The following is a 17,922-nucleotide window of genomic DNA, read 5'->3' as shown; positions in this document are numbered from 1 at the left end:
CTGAATTCTCTTTCGGACCTATGTCGCCAAGAACCGGTCGCGCAGATCGCCCACGACCGGCGTAACCGACGGTGTCGGGATTGGCACCCTGTGATGGAGCGAACGATGCGACGACAGCTATCCCGTACCTGCTGGTTCGCGTGCCTGCTGAGCGCCGCGGTGGCAACGCTGGCGGTGGCCGGCGCGGCGCACCTCGCCGCCCAGTCCGGCGGTGACGACACGCCGCCGGCCATGCCGCGCTACGACGCGGACGGCGCGCTCCAGCTCCCGGACGACTACCTCCGCTGGACCTTCGTCGGCGCCTCGCTCGGGCTGAGCTACAACGACGAGCCTCCGCAGCGCGAATCGTTCAACCACACGCTGATGGAGCCGACCGCCTACGACCACTTCGTCCGTACCGGCGAGTTCCGCGAGGGCACCATGCTCGTGCTGCTGGTACGGAGCACGGAGGCCGACGCGATGCCGGCCCGCCACGGCCGGTTCGCGGCCGACGTGCTGGCGGTGGAGCTGGCCGTCAAGGACAAGGAGCGAGTCGAGGCCGGCTGGGCCTACTACGACTTCCGGGGCGGCGCCAACCTGATGACCACCGCGCAGCCGCAACCGGTCGGCAACCGCTGCTACGCGTGTCACATCGACCACGCGGCGCGCGACAATGTCTTCCTGCAGTTCTACCCCCTGCTGGCGGACGCGGCCGGCGTCACCGTCGACTGACAAGCGTCACTGCGCCGCCCGGACGGAGCCGCGCGCGAGCTGCTCCGGGTCCGCGAACAGCGTCAGCGCCACCCCGTCCCAGCGCCCGTCGCCGCGGGGGCTCTCCGCGGCTTCGGCGCCCAGGGCCATCGTGCCGGTCCCGCCCGCATGACGAAACGCCCGCACGACGTGGCGCTGCACCAGCTCCGCGCGTGCGAGCGCGTCGAGCATGCGCCGTCCGACACCGCCGTCGGTGGCGTAGCCCTCCACGACGACAGGGCTGTTCCGCGGGTACTGGAGCAGCTCTCCCATCGCTTCCTCGATCCGGCGGCCGGCGCCGTCGCGCAGCGTCAGGCCGCCCTCGGGATCGGTTTCGAACAACCGATCGGCGGCGAGCCATATGCGCAACGGCGCGTAGCGATCGTCGCGCAGGAGCGTGCGGTACTCGTCCACGGTCAGCTCGTCCAGGTTGTAGAAGCCGCGCTCGGCGAAGAAGCCCCGGAACAGCCAGTTCCGCTTCAGCGCCTCGGTGTTGTCGGCGACGTCGGCCATCGCCGCGCGGGCGCGGCCCATGACCTCCCCCGCCTCGACCAGCAGCCGCTGGGTTGCGCTGTCGGGGCCGCTGAAGCGCCCTATCGCGTCCTCCACGCGCTCGGCGCTCTGGCGCACCGCCCGCATCGTCCCCTCGGTCTCCCCGAGCACGCGTTCGACGGCGTCCTGCCCGCTCGCCACCGTATCCATCACCCTGCGCACTTCACCCACCATGCCGCGCGCCTCGGCGATCAGGTCGGCGCTGGCGCCGGTCACGCGCCGGGCGTCGTTCCCGAGTCCGTCGATGAGGCGGGTCGTGCTCTGAATGGTGTCTTCGAAGCCGCCGAAGCTCTCGGTCAGCTCGGCCCGCATCTGCACCATCTCGTTGGCGGCGATGCGGAACGTTTCCCGTCCCTCCGCGATCAGGTCGGCGATCGCCACCGCATCGATCCCTCGCAGCTCGCCGCCGTCCGAAATGAGCGGCGCCGCCTCGCTTCCCGCCCGGAGCTGGATGAACGCCGAGCCGAGCAGACCGTCCGACAGGATCGCGGCCTCCGAGTCGGTACGCACCAGCGCGTGCAGATCCTCCCGGACGCGCATCCGCACCACGAACCGGCCGCCCGGCGCGTCGGGAATGTCGATGCCGATCACTTCGCCCGCGGGCAGGCCCGACAGCCGCACGCTGGTCCCGATCTCGACCCCCGCGACGTTGCCGAAGTCGGCCTCTATCTCGAACTGCTCGCTGAACAGCAAGCGGCGGTCGCCGATCATGAACAGGCCGACCGCGAAGATCAGCAGCCCGCCGATCACGAACGCGCCGACCAGCGCCAGGCGTGGGGACCCCATCTGAACCTCCCTCTCCTGCGAAATCTACCGCGCGCGCCCGCTTCTTTCGTCGTCCGCTGACGCACGCCGGACGATCGAGCCGTCCGCTTGCCGGGCCATCCCGCCGCGCGGCCGGCAATCACCCGCCCGCCGGTCTCCGCCGCGCGGGACGGACGGTCACCCGCCCGCCTCCGACTGCATGAACTTCCGCACCAGCTCGTGCTCGCACCGCTCCAGGTCCTCGGCCGTACCGCTGGCCAGCACCCGGCCCTCGTGCAGAAACAGCATGGTGTCCGCGATGCGCCGGGCGCTCGGGATGTTGTGGGTGACCACGACCAGCGTCGTGCCGCGCTCGTGCTTCAACCCGACGAGCAGGTCGTCGATCTCCTCCGAGGTCACCGGATCCAGCCCCGCACTCGGCTCGTCGACCAGCAGGATCGCCGGATCGAGCGCCATCGCCCGCGCCAGGCCGGCCCGTTTCCGCATGCCGCCGGACAGCGAGCCCGGCATCGACTCCGCCGCGCGGGCCAGACCCACCGCGGCCAGCTTCTCCAGCGCCCGCGCGCGAATCTCACCGTCGGAGAGCGTCGTATGCCGCCGCATCGGGAACGCCACGTTCTCGGCCACCGTAATCGAATCGAAGAGCGCGGCGTTCTGGAACAGAAAGCCGATTCGCTGGCGCACCGCGGCCAGCGCCGACGGGGACAGCGCGGTGACCTCCGCGTCGTCCACGAAGACACGGCCCGCGTCCGGCTGCAGCAGACCGACGATGTGCCGCAGCGTCACGCTCTTCCCGGTCCCGCTCCGGCCGAGCACGACGGTAGCCCGGCCGCGCGGCATGCGGAGCGACACGTCGTCGAGCACGCGAAACGAGCCGAACGCCTTCGATACGCGGTCGAGCCGGATGGCGGCGGGCGGCTCCGTCACTCCGCGGTCTCCGGAAAGATGAAGAAGATCAGGCGGACCAGCACCACGTTGGCCGCGATCATCAGGATCGACGCGGTGACCACGCTGCGCGTCGCCGCGTAGCCAACCCCCTGCGTGCCGCCGGAAGTGTGTACGCCGAGATAGGACGCGGTGACCGCGATGATGAAGCCGAACACCATCGTCTTCAGCGTGCCGGGCACGTAGTCGGTGAACTGGACGAGCGAGAAGGCGGCCCGGAAGTAGGTCTCGAAGGGCATGCCGGAGACCGCCGATTCCGCCGTCCAGCCGCCGATGATGCCCGTGATGTTCATGACCGCGGTCAGGATGGGCATGGCGATCATGCAGGCGACGACGCGCGTGACGACCAGGAACTTGAACGAATCGACGGCCACCGCCTCCAGCGCGTCGATCTGCTCGGTCACCTTCATGGCGCCCAGCTCCGCACCGACACCCGCCCCGACCCGCCCGGAGACGAGCAGCCCGACCACGAGCGGTCCGGTCTCGCGCACCAGGGCGAGGGCGAGCACCGCGGGGACCAGCGCCTCGGCGCCGAACCGCTCGAGCGACGCCCGCGTGTGCATCGACATCACGATGCCCACCGCGTAGCCCGCGGCGGCGATCAGCGGCAGCGAGCGCCAGCCGAGCTCGTACACCTGCCGCGCGGTCTCCTGAAACTCGAACGGCGGCCGGAAAATCTCGCGCAGCGCCCGGCCGGCGAAGATCATGGCGCGCCCCCCGCTGGCCAGACGCGTCACGACGACCGTACGCAAGAAGCCGGGCATCGAGACTCCTCAGAAGATCCAGTACGCGACACCCACGCTCACGACGACCGAGCCCGCGTTCACCCGCTCGGTGGCGATCGACGCATCGCTCGCGAAAGTCACCTTCGGCCTCGCGAACAGGTACCCGCCGAACACGTTGATGCCGACCCGCGGCGTGACGTCCGCCCAGAGGACCGCCCCGGGGCGCCACGCGAAGCTGTTGCCGACGGCGATGGCCCGGCCCTGACCTGCCCGCGCCGTGTCGACGGCCAGCCGGTTGAACGAGTAGCCGCCCACGGCCGAGGCGCCGACCGCCAGCCTTCCTCGTACAACGCCGTACTCGACGCCGGCCATCACCGGCCGCAACTGTATCGCGGCCAGGCCCGGCCGCCCCGCGGGGCCGGTCTCGATCTCCGTGTTCGTCCAGTTGAACGCGATCGCCGGCCCCATGCCGTTCCGCGGACGCAGGCGCAGCAGCGGGCCCACGGCCAGCGCGCCGCCCAGGGTCGCCTCCGACGGGCGCGTGACGCGCACCGAGGCGCCGAGGCCGACGAGGCGCAACGGACCCTCCTCGGGACGCGGGGCCAGCGCCGGCAACCGCGGGCTCCCCGAGACCGGCCGCCTGTTCCCCTGGACCGTCGAGGCGCCCCCGGCGGACGGCGGCGCATGCCGCGAGCCGGACGGGAGGTTCCCCGCAGGCGGCAAGGAATCGGGATCGCCTATCTGCAGCCTCGACTCGACCCGGGCCACCCCGGCCACTCCGAGCGCCAGCGTCCGCGCACTCTCCACGTCGTCCGTGGAACGCACGGTGCCGTCGAGGGTCACCACGCCGCTGCGCACCTGGACATCTATGGGCAGCGTACCGAGCGATTCGTGGTTGACGAGCGCCGTCTTGACACGCACCGCGGTCTGGGCGTCCGCAACGGCGGCCGGCACACCGGAGGAGGACCTGGCGCTGCAGCCGCTCGCCGCCATCACCGCAACGGCGAGGAGCACGCTCAGCACCCTCGACATCACGTACCGGCCTGCACGTCGCCGCTCGAAAAGAAGACCGACCGCCGGCCTCGGGAATGCCGGTGCAGGAACGGACCCGAACCGCCCACGGGCGGGCGCGGCCTTGCGGTCGCGTTGGAAGTCTCGCCGGCGCGAAACTTCTGCGGCGCAGAATCCCGGCGGGGTCACCGTCCCGGAGCCGCCGCCCGCAGCGCCGCCTCGATCTCGCCGTTCAGATAGCCCGTCGCAGCGGCCCCCCGCGCCGACTGCCACGCCCGCAGCGCCGCGCGCGTGCGAGGTCCGAACAGCCCATCCGCCGGGCCGGGATCGAAACCCTCGGCCAGCAGCCCCCGCTGAATCAGCCGCCGCGTGCGCCGGTTCAGGCCAAGCTCCGTCTCGACGGCCGGACTGCCCGGCCGGCCGAGATCCGCGGAGTCCGCACCGTCCGCGATCACCCCCGCGTCCCGGCCGCCGCTCGGCTCCGCGCGCAGACCGCGCCCGTCCCCGGGCAGCGCGTCCCGGACCGCATGCGCCGGCGCCTCCGGCAGCGTGAAGGCGAACCAGTCGCCGAGCACGTCCAGGATCCCGGCGGTCACCAGCTCCGCGCCGTAGCTGTTGAGGTGCATGCCGTCGCTCGCGCGGATCACCCGCAGCCTGCCCTCCACCTCGGCGCGCGCGACGTAGTTCCCGTCGGCGTCCGCCGTCATGGCGAAGGTATCGACGAACCAGGCTCCCGCCCGCGCGCACGCGGCTTCCGTGACCTCGTTGATCCGGGCCATCTTCCGCTGGTGGTAGGCGCTCTTCATCGCCGGCATGCCGAGGATGACGACGGGCACCTCGTCCTCGGCGAAGATCTCCACGAACGTCTCCACGCGGGCGCCATAGACTGCATCCCACGTGTCGGTGAACAGGGGCGCGACCGCTCCGCCGGTGTCCCGATCCGTCAACCCCTGACCGTCGTTGCCGCCGAACTGCGCGATCACGAGATCCGGCTGGAACTCGTCCTTCATCTCCCGCGCCTTCGCGTGCCAGTCGAAGTAGTCCGGACGCGCCAGCCCCGTGGAGTGGAGCCCGTACCGCTTCACGGTCACACCCTCGAACCGCTCGATCCACCGCTCGAGCGAACGTCCCAGACCGAATTGAATCGACGACGCCCCGACGATCATCACGCGCCGCGGCGCCGGAACGGCGGCCTCGGGCTCCACCGGCTCCGAATCGACGATCTCGGGCTCCGCTTCCCCGGCCGCGGCAGGAAGCTGGGGCGACCGGCCGCCCACCGTGAACGCGGTTTCGTAGAACGCACGCATCGGCTCGTGCAGCACGGCGCGCAACTCCGCCACCCCCGTCAACTCGCCGACCCCGGCCAGCACGCCCGCGGCCGCGGCCTGCCAGGGCGCCCGGTCGCCGAGTGCGACGTCGCGCTCGGTCTCGAGGCGCAGCTCGCGCCCGACATGCGCGCCCAGCCCGAGCGCCAGGCTCCAACAGAGCAGCAACACGACCCAGGGCGAATGCGACGTGGCGGGGCGCGGCGACCGGGAGCCGGCGTGGGACGTCGGATCGGCTCTCCCGATGCGGACGAAGGTGGACAGTCGAGCGCGGAGAGTCAGGCGGCTTCCCTCCATGAATCGGCGCAAGAAGACGTATCGAAAGGCATTGTACCGAGTCGCCTGTGCGATGTCACGCAGCCGCGTCCCCGAGCCGGCCGCGGTTCACGGCCGGTCACCGTGCACCGATATCGGGCGTCCGGCGGCTCGGGAGATCAAAAGCGGAAGTAGGTGTTGGGAAGCACGCCGAAGGGCCGCACGGCAAGCAGAAGATAGAACATCGCCAGCCAGAACGCCCAGCGCAGCGCCAGCGGCAGCGCCCCGCTCCACCGCACGAACCGATCCCGCATCGCATCTCCGGCGAAGTTGAGGCCCAGGCCCGCCAGCGTCACGGGCAGCAACAGGAGGGCGAAGCCCTCACCCGCGAGCCCCGGGGTGAACATCCGCGACAGGAACGTGACCGCAACCGCCAGATCGGTGCACACGAAGAAGACGCGCGACAGGCTGACGACGAGCATGGTCCACGCCCAGCCCCGCAGCCACTCCGTCGCCGTCAACCGGCGCTGCACGTCTTCACCGCGCGCGCGGTGCTCGTCGAGCCGGTACTTGTAGAGCACCAGCGCGAGACCGTGGCACGCGCCCCAGATGACGTAGCCCCAGGTCGCCCCGTGCCAGAGACCGCAGAAGACCATGGTCGCGAACAGGTTGAAGAGGACGCGTCCGCGCCGGCGGCGGGAGCCGCCGAGCGGGAAGTAGATGAAGTCCCGCAGCCACGAGCTGAAGGTCATGTGCCAGCGCCGCCAGTAGTCGCCGACGCTGGCCGCCGAGTAGGGATTGTTGAAGTTGTCGGGAATCCGGAAGCCGAACAGCAGCGCGCAGCCGCGCACCAGGTCAACGTAGCCCGAGAAATCGCAGTAGATCTGCACCGTGTATCCGAACACCGCCATCCACAGCGCGGCGGCCGTGTAGTTCTCGGGCGCGTCGAAGATCCGGCTGACCCCGAAGCTGAACAGGAGCGAAGCGATCACCATCCGCTTGAAGAGACCCGACAGGATCAACGAGACGGCGAGCGGGAACTGCTCGATCCGGGCGGGAGCCGGCCTCTCGATCTGCGGCAGCAGATCGCGTCCCCGGCATATGGGGCCGATCAGCAACTGGGGAAAGAACGCCATGAACACGGCGAAATCGACCAGGCTCTTCGCCTTCGGGCCCGACTCCCGGTGCACCTCGATCAGGTAGGCGATGGCCTGGAAGGTGTAGAACGAGATGCCGATCGGCAGGACGATCTGCGGCACCTGCAGTTGCGCGCCGGCGCCCAGCGCGAAGAGCGCATCGTTGAACGTCTCCGCGAAGAAGACGTAGTACTTGAACCACGCCAGCAGCAGGAGATTCGCCGTCACTCCGGCGGCGAGCCAGCGCCCGCGCCCCGGCCCCGCGCTCGCGGCGACGAGGCCGGCCGCCAAGTGATTGCCGGCGACGGAGAGGCCGAGCAACGCCACGAACTCCCAGCCGTAGCTTCCGTAGAACCAGACGCTCGCGGCGATCAGCAGCAGCTTCTGCGCCTGCCGCGACCGGCGGAGCGCCCAGAAGACGGTCAACGCGGAGAGCAGGAAGAGGAGGAAACGGGCGGACTCGAAGGGCATGCCGAAGTGATCCGATCTTGACCGGGAACCGGCGACCGTCGCAACACGAGACCGCGACGCCCCCGTTTCCGCGGGTAACATAGACCATCGGTGCTCCCGGCGGGAGGAGCCCCGGCCGGTCCATGACGATTCCACCGACGGAGACGCAACCCCGGCGAAAAGGCGGCCCCCCGCGCCGGCGGGCCGCACGCCCGGCGCGGCGGGGCAGGGCCACCCGCCCGACCCGCCGCCGGTCCTGGTTCGCGCGCCTCCGGCGCGCCTGCCTGCTACTCGTCACCGCCGCTCTCGGCGCGTCGCTCGCGGTGGTCCTCGTCCTGCGCTGGGCGCCGCCTCCGACCACCGCGTTCATGGTGCGGGACGCGCTCGCCGCGGCGGAGCGTGGAGACCCGGCGCGCATGCCCTACCGCTGGACGAGCTGGGAGGGGATCGCGCCGCACGCCGCCCTGGCCGTCATCGCCTCCGAGGATCAGAAGTTCCCGGATCACAACGGCTTCGACGTCGAAGCCATACGCATGGCGCTGGGGGACGCGCTGCAGGGCGAGCGGCTGCGCGGCGCGAGCACGATCTCCCAGCAGACCGCCAAGAACCTGTTCCTGTGGCCGGGGCGCAGCCTGTTCCGGAAGGGACTGGAAGCCTATCTCACGGTGCTCATCGAGCTCTGCTGGAGCAAGCGCCGGATCGTGGAGGTGTACCTGAACGTCGCCGAGTTCGGGACGGGCGTTTTCGGCATCACGGCGGCCAGCGAACGGTTCTTCGACAAGCGCCCGGCGGAGCTGAACGCGGACGAGGCCGCGCTGCTGGCGGCGGTCCTGCCCTTGCCGTCCCGGTGGCGGGCCGACGATCCGTCGCCGAGCGTGCGGCGGCGGCAGGCCTGGATCCGCGCGCAGATGACCCGGCTCGGCGGTGTCGCGCTGATCGAGGAGCGGCTCGCCGACTGACGGTCGATCGCGCTCGGCCGCCTCGTCGCGGCGCTCGACTATACTGACATCGTGGACGTTGTTCGTTCGGGCCTGCACGATTTCCTCGACGCGATTCAGGGCAAGCTCAACGGCGTCGGCAAGGAGATCACGCACACTTTCTTCGCGCAACGCTGGCGGGGAGAATCGCTGCGATGACCTACTGCGTCGCGATGAACGTCGAGGACGGCATCGTCGGCCTGTCCGACACCCTCATCACGTCGGGCCGCGAGGTGACCACGCTGCGGAAGGTGAACGTGTACTCGCCGCCGCGGGGCACCTTCTTCGTCATGACCTCCGGACTGCGGTCGCTGCGGGACAAGACCCTGACCTATTTCGAGGATCGGCTCGCCGAGCGCGCCAGCCGCGACGAGCCGTTCGAGCGCCTCTACCAGGCCGTCAACCTGCTGGCCGAGCAGGTGCGGGCCGTGGCCCACGAGGACAAGGCGGCGCTGCACGAGAGCGGCATTCCCTTCAACATCCACACCCTGATCGGCGGGCAGATGGAGCGCGACGCGCGGCAGAAGCTCTACCTGCTCTATCCGGAAGGGAACTGGGTCGACACCGGGCGCCTGACCCCCTACCACGTCATCGGATCCGTCGGCTACGGCAAGCCGATCCTCGACCGCACGCTCCGGGCGGAGGACTCGATGCGGCATGCGTTCAAGGTCGCCTGCCTCTCCTTCGACTCGACGCGAATCAGCGCCGCCGACGTCGATTTCCCCATCGACGTGGTCCTGTACCGGCGAAACTCCTTCCGGATCATCGAGCGCCGCTTCCAGAAACAGGACCTTGAACAGCTCTCGCGCTGGTGGGGCGAGCGCATCCGGCGCGCGATAGAAGAGACGCCGGGGGAGTTGCTCGACCGCGCCTACGACGAGATCGAGACTGCCCCGCCGGCGCCGGTCTCCCACGTCTCGTGAGAATCACCGTCCGCCATCGAACGTCGTACGCCTTCGACGCCCCCGTCTACCTGGAACCGCACGTCATCCGGCTGCGGCCGCGGGCCGACGGCGCGGTCCGGCTCGTCGACTTCGCGCTGGAGATCGATCCCGAGCCGGCCGTGCGCACCGACAACCTCGATCCGGAGGGCAACGTCGTCACGCGCGCGTGGTTCGAGGGCCGGTGGCCGCGACTGACGATTCGCACGCACGCCGTCGTCGATACCCTGCTCGACAACCCGTTTCGATTCCTCGTCACCGAACCGGACCGGCCGCTGCCCTACGCCTACGCGCCCGAGTTCCGCGACCGGCTCGCGCTGTACCGCCGCTCGCCGGACGCCGCCCATCCCGCCGTGCGCGAGATGGCCCTCGCCGCAGCCAGCGAGTCGCAGCGTGACCCGGCGCGCTTCCCCCTGGTCCTCGCCCGGCGCATCCGGGCGGCGTTCGGCCGGGAAACGCGTGCGGAAGGTCCCCCGCTCGCTCCCGAGGCGACAATCGCGTCCGGACGGGGCGCCTGCCGCGATCTGGCCGTGCTCTTCGTGGCCTGCTGCCGGGCCGTGGGACTCGCGGCGCGCTTCGCCAGCGGCTACGCCCACAGCGAGAAGGCGGACTCGACCGAGCTGCACGCCTGGGGCGAGGTCTTCCTGCGCGGCGGGGGCTGGCGCGGCTACGACCCCAGCCAGGGGCTGGCCGTGGCGGACCGGCATGTGACCGTCGCCGCCGCCGCCAATCCCCGGGACGCCGCCCCGGTGACCGGCACGTTCCGTGGAGACGGGGTGACCGCGAGCCTGGCGGCGGAGATCGAGCTCGCGGCGCGCGGGTCCTGATCGACCGCCCTGCCCCTGCCGGCGTCTCGCGGCCCGTCGTCGTCGAAGCCCTGCTATACTATGTAGTTGATCCCACCTGCGCCTTCTTGCTGGGAGGTCGTTCAACGGTAGGACACGCGGCTCTGGACCGTGGAATCGGGGTTCGAATCCCTGCCTCCCAGCCACAACTTCGCATTCGCTGCGTTGTGGATGGGAGGCAGCGATTCAGGCGCTACGCGGCTCTCGCCGCTCCGGGCGCGAATCCTTTGGCTGTTTACCTTCGCCACAACTTCGCATTCGCTGCGTTGTGGATGGGAGGCAGCGATTCAGGCGCGTCGTGGGAGGTCGCGGGCGTCTGACCAGTTGCCTTGGCATGTACCGGCACATTCGCGTAGAATGGCCATATCTGTAGCCATTCAAGCATGAACGGACCATGTCCACCGTATCCATCGCCAAGGCGCGAAACACGTTGACCCGGTTGATCCACAAAGCCGAGGACGGAGAACCCGTGCACATTACCCGGCACGGAAAGCCCGTCGCCGTCCTCGTTTCCAGGGGCGAGTACGAGCGCCTGTCATCGGGAGAGCCGAAGAAGGATTTCTGGCAGGCGGTCGAAGACTGGCGCGCGCAGGCGGGTTTCGACTGGCCGGAGTTGACCCCGGATGAAGTGGACGGGTGGCGTGACCGGCGTCCGCCGCGGGAATTCTCATGGCCGGACTGAAGTACCTGCTGGATACGAACGTACTCTCCGAGCCCTCACGTCCGCACCCGGACGCCGGCGTCCGTCTACGCTTGCGCGCTCATCGGCACGAAGTGTGCGCCGCGGTTCCGATCCTGCACGAGATGGAGTACGGGTTGGCGCGGATGCCGGTCGGAGCGCGCAAGCGGCAACTGACTCGTTACCTGGAGCAGGTCTTGCGCCACCCGCTGCCGATCCTCCCGTACGATCTCGAAGCGGCCCGGTGGCACGCCGAAGAACGCGCGCGGCTGACCGCCCGCGGCCGGACGCCCCCGTACGTCGATGGCCAGATCGCCGCGATTGCAGCGACCAACGACTTGACCCTGGTCACCCGCAACACCCGCGACTTCGGTGACTACGACAATTTGAGATTGGAAGACTGGTTCGGCCCACCGGGGACAACAGTCCCCGACGGCTGATTGCATACGCAGCCCGGCTGACGTTCACCCCTCCACGAGTCGGTAGCTCTCACGCCTCCACGAGTCGGTAGCTCGTGCTGCGCCCCCCGCCGGGATTGCGGACGAGGAGACCGTGGTCGATCAGGAAGGCGACGTCCCGCAGGGCCGTGTCCTGGGAGCACTTCGCGAGCCTCGCCCACTTCGTCGTCGTGAGCTTGCCCTCGAAGCCCTCCAGTAAACGGTTCAGAACAAGCCGCTGGCGCTCGCTCAGCGCGAGACCGTCAGCGCGTTCCCAGAAACGAGCTTTGGCCAGCACGCCGGCCAGTGCCGTTCTTGCATTGTCGATGGCGCGGCCGAGGCAAGACAGGAACCAGTCCATCCAGTCGGTGAGGTCGGTCGTACCCCGTTGCGTCTGCTCGAGGATGTCGTAGTAGTCGTTGCGCTCCGCTCGGATTTGCGACGACATGCTGTAGAAGCGCTGGGAGCTGTGCTCCGAGCGGGCCAGCGCCATGTCGGCGACCGCACGGGCGATGCGCCCGTTGCCATCGTCGAACGGATGGATGGTGACGAACCGAAGATGGGCCAGACCGGCTCTGAGCACCGGGTCGGTCTCCGGCGGTGCCTCGAACCAGTCCAGGAACGCTCTCATCTCAGCATCGAGTCTGGCCGCGGGCGGGGCCTCGAAGTGCACACGCTCCCGGCCGGCCGGGCCGGAAACCACCTGCATAGGGTTGGACTGACTGCTGCGCCAGGCGCCGACCGTGATCCGCCTCATGCCGCTGCGGCCGGTGGGAAACAGCGACGCCTGCCAGTCGCAGAGCCGCTCCGCGGTGAGCGGCTGGTCGAAGCGCCTTGTCGCGTCGAGCATCATCTCGACGACGCCGTCGACGGCGCGGTCCGCCTGCCCGGTGCCGCCGACGTCCATGCCGAGCCGCCGTGCGACCGACGATCGGACCTGCCCCGCGTCGAGCTTCTCTCCCTCGATGTCGCTGCTCTTGACGACGTCCTCGACCAGCGTTCCGAGCACCGCCTCGCGCCGGAGATCGAAGCCGAGGGCTTCCATGCGGCCGATGAGACGACCCTGCCGGTGCCGCACGTTCGCCAACGCGTCGACTATGGCCTCGCGGTCCCAGCACAGGCGCGGCCAGTCGGGCTGCTCGTGGATGTACATTCTCCGCATGATCTGCTGAGATTGTAGCGAGTATTTGCCGCGCACAGACCGGGCGCGAACGTTGGGATTCTGAAGCTCGTTGAACCGGGTCAGCCGGTGCCTGTCCATCCCGACAAGGGGGCTCCCTCCCGAACCACCGGATAGCGCGGACTGCCCCAGCCGGCATTCGGCTGCTCGATCATCACGTCGATGAAGTTGGGCACCAGCAGTGCCATGATTCTCGCACCTGGCTCTACTTGATTTCGGTTGACCCGGCCCTTCCAGGTCGCACCGCCGTGAAGCAGTTGATTGCGTAGCGTGTTCAGGCGGTAGAATAGCTCGCAGAGGACGTCTCCGGTCCGTTTCTCCGAGAGCGCCTGCAGCGCTCGTTTACGATCCCTATCGAACCGTAGCTTCCAGTTTCGAGCCTCTGCCGGGTTGTTGCGATGGCTCCAGTACGGAGCGTACACGAATCTATTCTCCAGCATCTTCTGGATCTCGTCCCGAAGCACCGACCAGACAATGGAGTTGATCGTGCTCTTCGAGTTCTGGATGGCGACTATCCTGCCAACATATTCGCGCCGTTTTTCATCCTCTTTCTTGTCCCTGTAGATCGACGATGTACCGAACTGCTCATATAGGGCGTTGAAGGCTATCCAATGGAAGATGAACGCAGCGTCCAGATCTTCTTCAGTTTCATACTCCTTCTCGGCGCGCTCAAGCCAGCTCAGGGCGCGGCGCAACCGGAGGTTCAGGTCATCGCGGGAATTCGGTAGCCCTCCCGGCCCGCCGGAGGGCCTGTGGTACCACGGGCGACTCCTCCATTTGGCATCCAGTTCCTTCGCGGACTTCGGGTGCATCGACTCTTGTAGGGACTACGCCAAGTCGGCCCCGGCATCGTCCAGAAGCTCGCGCAAAACCGACATGTGGCATCGCGTCTGGTCCTGACAGTAACAGCCGATGGACAGATTCGTCACCTTCGAGAGCGCCGCGAAAAGGGGAATCAGGTACTTGCGCTCCGGCTTGTTCATCTCCGAGCGATAGCGCCCGACGAATCGCTCCCAGGAAATAGCGTCATCGTTGAACTTCTTCAGCAACTCACTGCTCGGCGCCAGCTCGGGCAGCCGCACGTCGTATTCGTCGATCTCCTCCTTGCGCTTTCCGCGGGGCGGGTATCTGACCGCCCCCACCCGAAGGTGTTCTCCCTTCCGGCGGCGGCGGTCAATCAGAGAGACGATGTGAATCACGGGCTCAGTATCCGATGACCTGCCCGTCCTTCCGCGGGTCCGTCCCCCCGTGCAGCATCCCCGTCTCCGGGTGGATCATGATCGCCTGGTAGCCGCCCATGCCGCCGCCGCCCTGGCGCTCGACGTGGTGGCCGCGGCGCCGGAGCTCGGCGATGACCTCGTCGGAGACGCCCGGCTCGACGGCCACGGTGCCGCCGGGGCGCAGGCTGGGGCTGTGGCGCACGCGCGCGGCGTCGCCCGCCTCCTGCAGGTTCATGCCGAAGTCGATGATGTTCGACAGCACCTGCCAGTGGCCCTGCGGCTGCATCGAGCCGCCCATGACGCCGAACGACATGAAGGGCTTGCCGTCCTTGGTGACGAACGCGGGCATATTGGTGTGCAGCGACCGCTTGTGCGGCTCGAGCGAGTTCAGGTGCCCCTCTTCGAGCGAGAAGCCGGAGCCGCGGTTCTGGAGCGCGAAGCCGAGGTCGCCGGGGACCACGTCGGAGCCGAAACCGCCGAAGATGCTCTCGATGAGCGAGATGGCGTTGCGGTCCTTGTCCACCACCGTGAGGTAGACGGTGTCGCTGTGGTCGAAGGGCTGCCCCGGCGTCGTGTCGAGCCCGGCGCGCTCGGGATCGATGAGCCGGCGGCGCGCGTCGGCGTAGGACTTCGTGATGAGCGGCAGCGTCGGCAGCTCGTTGGCGTCGGCGTCCGCCACGTAGGTGTTGCGGTCGGCCCAGACCAGCTTCTTCGCCTCGGCGTAGAGGTGGACGGCGTCGGCCGAGTTGTGGCCGAGGGCGGCGACGTCGTAACCCTCCATCAGGTTGAGGATCATCAGGGCGAGGATGCCGGAACTGTTCGGCGGGACCTCCCAGACGTCGTAGCCGCGGTAGCTGGTGCTGACCGGCTCGACCCAGACCGACGAGTGGTCCTCGAAGTCGGCCATCGTGAAGTAGCCGCCGTTCCCCTCGCTGAACGCCACGATGCGCCGCGCGATGTCGCCCTTGTAGAACGCGTCGCGGCCGCCCTGCGCAATGGCCTCGTAGGTGGCGGCGAGGTTCGGGTTCTTGAAGACCTCGCCGACGCGCGGCGGACGACCGTCGGGCAGGTAGGTGGCCGCCGAGTCGGGCCACTGCGCCAGCGCGATGGCCGAGCCGGCCCACTGCCGCTGGATGATCTCGCTCACCGGGAAGCCGCCGCGGGCGTAGGCGATGGCCGGCGCCAGCACGTCGGCGAACTCCAGCGTCCCGAAGCGCTCCAGCAGCTCGTGCCAGCCGTCGACCGCGCCCGGCACGGTCCACGTCAGCGGACCCTTGCCCGGCATCCGCGTGTAGCCCTGCCGGACCAGCGTCTCGCGGTTGATCTCGTACGGCGCGCGGCCGGTGGCGTTCAGGGCGTAGAGCTGCTCGGTCTCGGCGTCCCAGAGGATGGCGAACAGGTCGCCGCCGACCCCGTTCATGTGCGGCTCGACCAGCCCGAGGACGGCGTTGACGGCCACCGCCGCGTCGATCGCGTTGCCGCCCGCCTTGAGGATATCGATGCCCACCTGCGCCGCCAGCGGCTGGCTGGCCGCCACCATCCCGTGCGGGGCGATGACCTCGGACCGGCTGCTGTGCGGACTCCGGGCCGGCCGGCTGTAGCCGTGCCCCAGCGCATCCTGCGACTGGGCCCGCATCGCCACGTCGGCGCCGAGCATGTTGATTCCAACCATCGCAGCTACCGCCATCAGGGTAACCCGACCGCTCCGGATCGACGGACGACGGGATCGCAACTTCATTTTCTTGACTCCCTGCATCGACGCTTCAACGTCTAGCGTCGTTGTACCTGAACTCGTACGAGCGATGACGAGACTGGATCATGACCGGGATCCACTGCCTGACGCAATGCCGCCGCGCCAGGGTTGCCCGAGGCTGTCGGCGCCGTACCCGCCTACGCTCGACCGGCCGCCGCGGTTCCCGCCCGGTTGCCGACTTGACGGCGCACGGCGGCGGCGATGCAGGAGGCGGAGATCCCGAAGCGCTCGAGGAGCTCGCCGGGCCGGCCGCTGCGCGGAACTTCGCGGACGGCGAGGCGCTCCACCACGATGCCGTCGGGGGCCACCGCCTCGCTCACGGCGTCGCCCAGACCGCCCGCTGCGTAGTGGTCCTCGACGGTGATCAGCCGATCGCCCGTGCGGCGCGCGGCGTCGACCAGCGCGCGGCGATCGACAGGCTGCACCGAGTAGGCGTCGATGACGCGCAGCGCGATGCCCTCGGCGGCCAGCGCGTCGTGCGCCCGCAACGCCTCGAAGAGGGTAACCCCGGCCGCCACCACCGTCGCGGCGTCGTCCGGCGACTCGCGCAACGCCTTCGACCCGCCGATCGGGAACTCGTCGTCCGGGCCGTAGATGACCGGGGTCTTCGGCCGGGAGGTCCGGATGTAGACCATGCCGTCACGGCCGGCCGCCGCCTCGACCAGGCGCGCGGCGCTCACGGCGTCGCACGGGTAGAGAACGGCGCAGCCGGGCACGGCGCGCATCATTGCGAGATCCTCCAGCGCCATCTGGGAGGGCCCGTCCTCGCCGATGGAAATTCCCGCGTGCGATCCCGCGAGCTTGATGTTCATCCCGCCGATGCCCGCCATCCGCACGAAGTCGGACGCCCGCGTCAGGAAGGCGGCGAACGTCGATGGGAACGGGATGGCGCCGCGGCTGGCCAGCCCCATGGCGGCGCCGACCATGGCCTGCTCGGCGATGTAGGTCTCGACGAACCGGTCGGGGTGCACATTCTCGAACGTCTGGCTGAACGTGGAGTTGCCGACGTCCGCGTCCAGCGCCACGATGCGGGAGTCCACCGCGCCGAGGGCGGCCAGCGCGTCGCCATAGGCGGTCCGCGTCGCCACCTGGCTCCCCGGTTCGTACGCCGGCGGCGACGGAAGCCGCGCCGGACCGGCGGGTGACTGCGCCGGTGCAGCCCCCGAGCGCGCGGGAGGGAGCGGGATCGCTGGGAGCGCAGTTTCCGGCCCGAGCCGACCGTTCAATTCGTCGAGCGCGGCGTCGAGATGCGCACCGGGCTCGATCGGCTTGCCGTGCCAGCCGTCCTTCCCCTCGATCAGCGACACGCCCTTGCCCTTGACGGTACGGGCGAGAATCATCGTCGGCCGCCCCGTCGTCCCGCGTGCTTCTTCCAGCGCCGCCACGATGGCCCCGACGTCGTGGCCGTCGACGACGACGGCGTGCCAGCCGAAGGCCTTCCATCGCTCCCGGTAGGCCGCCATGTCGTGGCCCCACTGCGTCGCCCGGCTCTGGCCGAAGCCGTTGACGTCGATGATGCCGCACAGGTTGTCGAGCCGGTAGCGGTCCGCGACCTGCGCGGCCTCCCACACCGAGCCCTCCGCCGACTCGCCGTCGCCGATGAGCACGTAGGTGCGATAGTCCGAGCCGATGCGGCGGGCGTTGAGCGCGATGCCGACGGCGGCGCAGATGCCCTGTCCGAGCGAACCGGTCGCCACGTCGACGAACGGCAGGCGCGGCGTCGGGTGCCCTTCGAGATCGCTGTCGATGCGCCGCAGCTTCAGCAGGTCGTCGGGCGGCACGAAGCCCGCCTCCGCCCAGGCGGCATACAGCAGCGGTGCGGCGTGCCCTTTCGACAGGACGAAGCGGTCGTTGTCGTCGTCTTGCGGGTTCCGGGGGTCGAAGCGCATGTGCCCGAAGAACAGGGCGGCGACGATGTCGGCCGCGGAGCAGCAGCTCGACGGATGGCCGCTGCCAGCCGCACTCGTGGCGCGCACGGACGCCATGCGCAGACGGGT

18 protein-coding genes and 1 tRNA gene are annotated in these 17,922 nt (G+C 69.5%); 8 read left to right on the top strand and 11 right to left on the bottom strand.

Annotated elements, in window-relative coordinates:
- Positions 1-93: 93 nt before the first annotated feature.
- Complete coding sequence (locus F4X11_19190; GenBank protein ID MYN67128.1) at positions 94-711, top strand: hypothetical protein; 618 nt, start codon at positions 94-96, stop codon at positions 709-711.
- A 6-nt stretch (positions 712-717) separates the two neighbouring features.
- Here the strand turns inward: F4X11_19190 and F4X11_19185 are convergent, their stop codons facing one another.
- From F4X11_19185 to F4X11_19160, 6 genes are all read right to left on the bottom strand, one after another.
- Positions 718-2,067, bottom strand: coding sequence for an MCE family protein (locus F4X11_19185; protein MYN67127.1), 1,350 nt, complete (start codon positions 2,065-2,067; stop codon positions 718-720).
- Between the two features lie 156 nt (positions 2,068-2,223).
- Positions 2,224-2,886, bottom strand: a complete 663-nt coding sequence (locus F4X11_19180; GenBank protein ID MYN67126.1) for an ATP-binding cassette domain-containing protein — start codon at positions 2,884-2,886, stop codon at positions 2,224-2,226.
- Between the two features lie 83 nt (positions 2,887-2,969).
- Positions 2,970-3,755, bottom strand: a complete 786-nt coding sequence (locus F4X11_19175; protein MYN67125.1) for an ABC transporter permease — start codon at positions 3,753-3,755, stop codon at positions 2,970-2,972.
- A 9-nt stretch (positions 3,756-3,764) separates the two neighbouring features.
- Positions 3,765-4,748, bottom strand: coding sequence for a BON domain-containing protein (locus tag F4X11_19170; GenBank protein ID MYN67124.1), 984 nt, complete (start codon positions 4,746-4,748; stop codon positions 3,765-3,767).
- Positions 4,749-4,912: 164 nt separating this feature from the next.
- Entirely contained in the window at positions 4,913-6,361 is a 1,449-nt protein-coding gene (locus F4X11_19165) for a DUF459 domain-containing protein (GenBank protein MYN67123.1), read from the bottom strand.
- A 125-nt stretch (positions 6,362-6,486) separates the two neighbouring features.
- Complete coding sequence (locus F4X11_19160) at positions 6,487-7,995, bottom strand: MBOAT family protein (GenBank protein MYN67122.1); 1,509 nt, start codon at positions 7,993-7,995, stop codon at positions 6,487-6,489.
- A gap of 41 nt (positions 7,996-8,036) precedes the next feature.
- Between F4X11_19160 and mtgA the strand changes: the two genes are divergently transcribed.
- The 7 genes from mtgA to F4X11_19125 all read left to right on the top strand — a co-directional run bounded on the left by mtgA (position 8,037) and on the right by F4X11_19125 (position 11,775).
- On the top strand, positions 8,037-8,852 hold the full coding sequence (gene mtgA / locus F4X11_19155) for a monofunctional biosynthetic peptidoglycan transglycosylase (GenBank protein MYN67121.1): 816 nt from the start codon (positions 8,037-8,039) through the stop codon (positions 8,850-8,852).
- Between the two features lie 6 nt (positions 8,853-8,858).
- Positions 8,859-9,029 carry an alpha-E domain-containing protein gene (locus F4X11_19150; protein MYN67120.1) on the top strand — a complete coding sequence of 57 codons (171 nt, stop codon included), beginning with the start codon at positions 8,859-8,861 and terminating at the stop codon, positions 9,027-9,029.
- The gene (locus tag F4X11_19145) at positions 9,026-9,793 is read left to right on the top strand and encodes a peptidase (protein MYN67119.1); all 768 of its coding nucleotides are present in this window, start codon (positions 9,026-9,028) and stop codon (positions 9,791-9,793) included. Before F4X11_19150 ends, F4X11_19145 begins: the two co-directional genes overlap by 4 nt.
- Positions 9,790-10,638 carry a transglutaminase family protein gene (locus F4X11_19140; GenBank protein MYN67118.1) on the top strand — a complete coding sequence of 283 codons (849 nt, stop codon included), beginning with the start codon at positions 9,790-9,792 and terminating at the stop codon, positions 10,636-10,638. Before F4X11_19145 ends, F4X11_19140 begins: the two co-directional genes overlap by 4 nt.
- A gap of 90 nt (positions 10,639-10,728) precedes the next feature.
- Positions 10,729-10,802 (top strand) — tRNA-Gln (locus tag F4X11_19135).
- A gap of 248 nt (positions 10,803-11,050) precedes the next feature.
- Entirely contained in the window at positions 11,051-11,338 is a 288-nt protein-coding gene (locus F4X11_19130) for a type II toxin-antitoxin system Phd/YefM family antitoxin (protein MYN67117.1), read from the top strand.
- Positions 11,326-11,775 carry a type II toxin-antitoxin system VapC family toxin gene (locus F4X11_19125; GenBank protein MYN67116.1) on the top strand — a complete coding sequence of 150 codons (450 nt, stop codon included), beginning with the start codon at positions 11,326-11,328 and terminating at the stop codon, positions 11,773-11,775. The genes F4X11_19130 and F4X11_19125 overlap by 13 nt, the downstream gene beginning before the upstream one ends.
- 49 nt (positions 11,776-11,824) lie before the next feature.
- Here F4X11_19125 and F4X11_19120 read toward each other — a convergent pair whose 3' ends face one another.
- The 5 genes from F4X11_19120 to F4X11_19100 all read right to left on the bottom strand — a co-directional run bounded on the left by F4X11_19120 (position 11,825) and on the right by F4X11_19100 (position 17,910).
- Positions 11,825-12,925, bottom strand: coding sequence for a Fic family protein (locus tag F4X11_19120; protein ID MYN67115.1), 1,101 nt, complete (start codon positions 12,923-12,925; stop codon positions 11,825-11,827).
- An 89-nt stretch (positions 12,926-13,014) separates the two neighbouring features.
- Positions 13,015-13,764 (bottom strand): hypothetical protein, encoded by a 750-nt coding sequence (locus F4X11_19115; GenBank protein MYN67114.1) that lies wholly within the window; start codon positions 13,762-13,764, stop codon positions 13,015-13,017.
- Positions 13,765-13,779: 15 nt separating this feature from the next.
- Positions 13,780-14,151 carry a DUF488 family protein gene (locus tag F4X11_19110; protein ID MYN67113.1) on the bottom strand — a complete coding sequence of 124 codons (372 nt, stop codon included), beginning with the start codon at positions 14,149-14,151 and terminating at the stop codon, positions 13,780-13,782.
- A 4-nt stretch (positions 14,152-14,155) separates the two neighbouring features.
- Complete coding sequence (gene ggt, locus F4X11_19105; protein ID MYN67112.1) at positions 14,156-15,808, bottom strand: gamma-glutamyltransferase; 1,653 nt, start codon at positions 15,806-15,808, stop codon at positions 14,156-14,158.
- Positions 15,809-16,062: 254 nt separating this feature from the next.
- The gene (locus F4X11_19100) at positions 16,063-17,910 is read right to left on the bottom strand and encodes a transketolase (GenBank protein ID MYN67111.1); all 1,848 of its coding nucleotides are present in this window, start codon (positions 17,908-17,910) and stop codon (positions 16,063-16,065) included.
- Positions 17,911-17,922 lie beyond the last annotated feature (12 nt).

This window comes from Acidobacteriota bacterium, from assembly GCA_009861545.1.
Classification (GTDB): Bacteria; Acidobacteriota; Vicinamibacteria; order Vicinamibacterales; family UBA8438; genus WTFV01.
The sequence above is the reverse complement of the archived record's forward strand: the minus strand, read 5'-3'. Positions and strand labels throughout refer to the sequence as shown.

What these genes read in the sequence shown, in the direction of transcription:
- F4X11_19185 (MYN67127.1), bottom strand. Translation starts at nt 2,067, where the DNA reads ATGGGGTCCCCACGCCTGGCGCTGGTCGGCGCGTTCGTGATCGGCGGG.
- ggt (MYN67112.1), bottom strand. Translation starts at nt 15,808, where the DNA reads ATGCGGGCCCAGTCGCAGGATGCGCTGGGGCACGGCTACAGCCGGCCG.
- F4X11_19125 (MYN67116.1), top strand. Translation starts at nt 11,326, where the DNA reads ATGGCCGGACTGAAGTACCTGCTGGATACGAACGTACTCTCCGAGCCC.
- F4X11_19170 (MYN67124.1), bottom strand. Translation starts at nt 4,748, where the DNA reads ATGTCGAGGGTGCTGAGCGTGCTCCTCGCCGTTGCGGTGATGGCGGCG.
- F4X11_19115 (MYN67114.1), bottom strand. Translation starts at nt 13,764, where the DNA reads ATGCACCCGAAGTCCGCGAAGGAACTGGATGCCAAATGGAGGAGTCGC.
- F4X11_19100 (MYN67111.1), bottom strand. Translation starts at nt 17,910, where the DNA reads ATGGCGTCCGTGCGCGCCACGAGTGCGGCTGGCAGCGGCCATCCGTCG.
- F4X11_19130 (MYN67117.1), top strand. Translation starts at nt 11,051, where the DNA reads ATGTCCACCGTATCCATCGCCAAGGCGCGAAACACGTTGACCCGGTTG.
- F4X11_19145 (MYN67119.1), top strand. Translation starts at nt 9,026, where the DNA reads ATGACCTACTGCGTCGCGATGAACGTCGAGGACGGCATCGTCGGCCTG.
- F4X11_19190 (MYN67128.1), top strand. Translation starts at nt 94, where the DNA reads ATGGAGCGAACGATGCGACGACAGCTATCCCGTACCTGCTGGTTCGCG.
- F4X11_19175 (MYN67125.1), bottom strand. Translation starts at nt 3,755, where the DNA reads ATGCCCGGCTTCTTGCGTACGGTCGTCGTGACGCGTCTGGCCAGCGGG.
- F4X11_19120 (MYN67115.1), bottom strand. Translation starts at nt 12,925, where the DNA reads ATGTACATCCACGAGCAGCCCGACTGGCCGCGCCTGTGCTGGGACCGC.
- F4X11_19180 (MYN67126.1), bottom strand. Translation starts at nt 2,886, where the DNA reads ATGCCGCGCGGCCGGGCTACCGTCGTGCTCGGCCGGAGCGGGACCGGG.
- F4X11_19160 (MYN67122.1), bottom strand. Translation starts at nt 7,995, where the DNA reads ATGTTACCCGCGGAAACGGGGGCGTCGCGGTCTCGTGTTGCGACGGTC.
- mtgA (MYN67121.1), top strand. Translation starts at nt 8,037, where the DNA reads ATGACGATTCCACCGACGGAGACGCAACCCCGGCGAAAAGGCGGCCCC.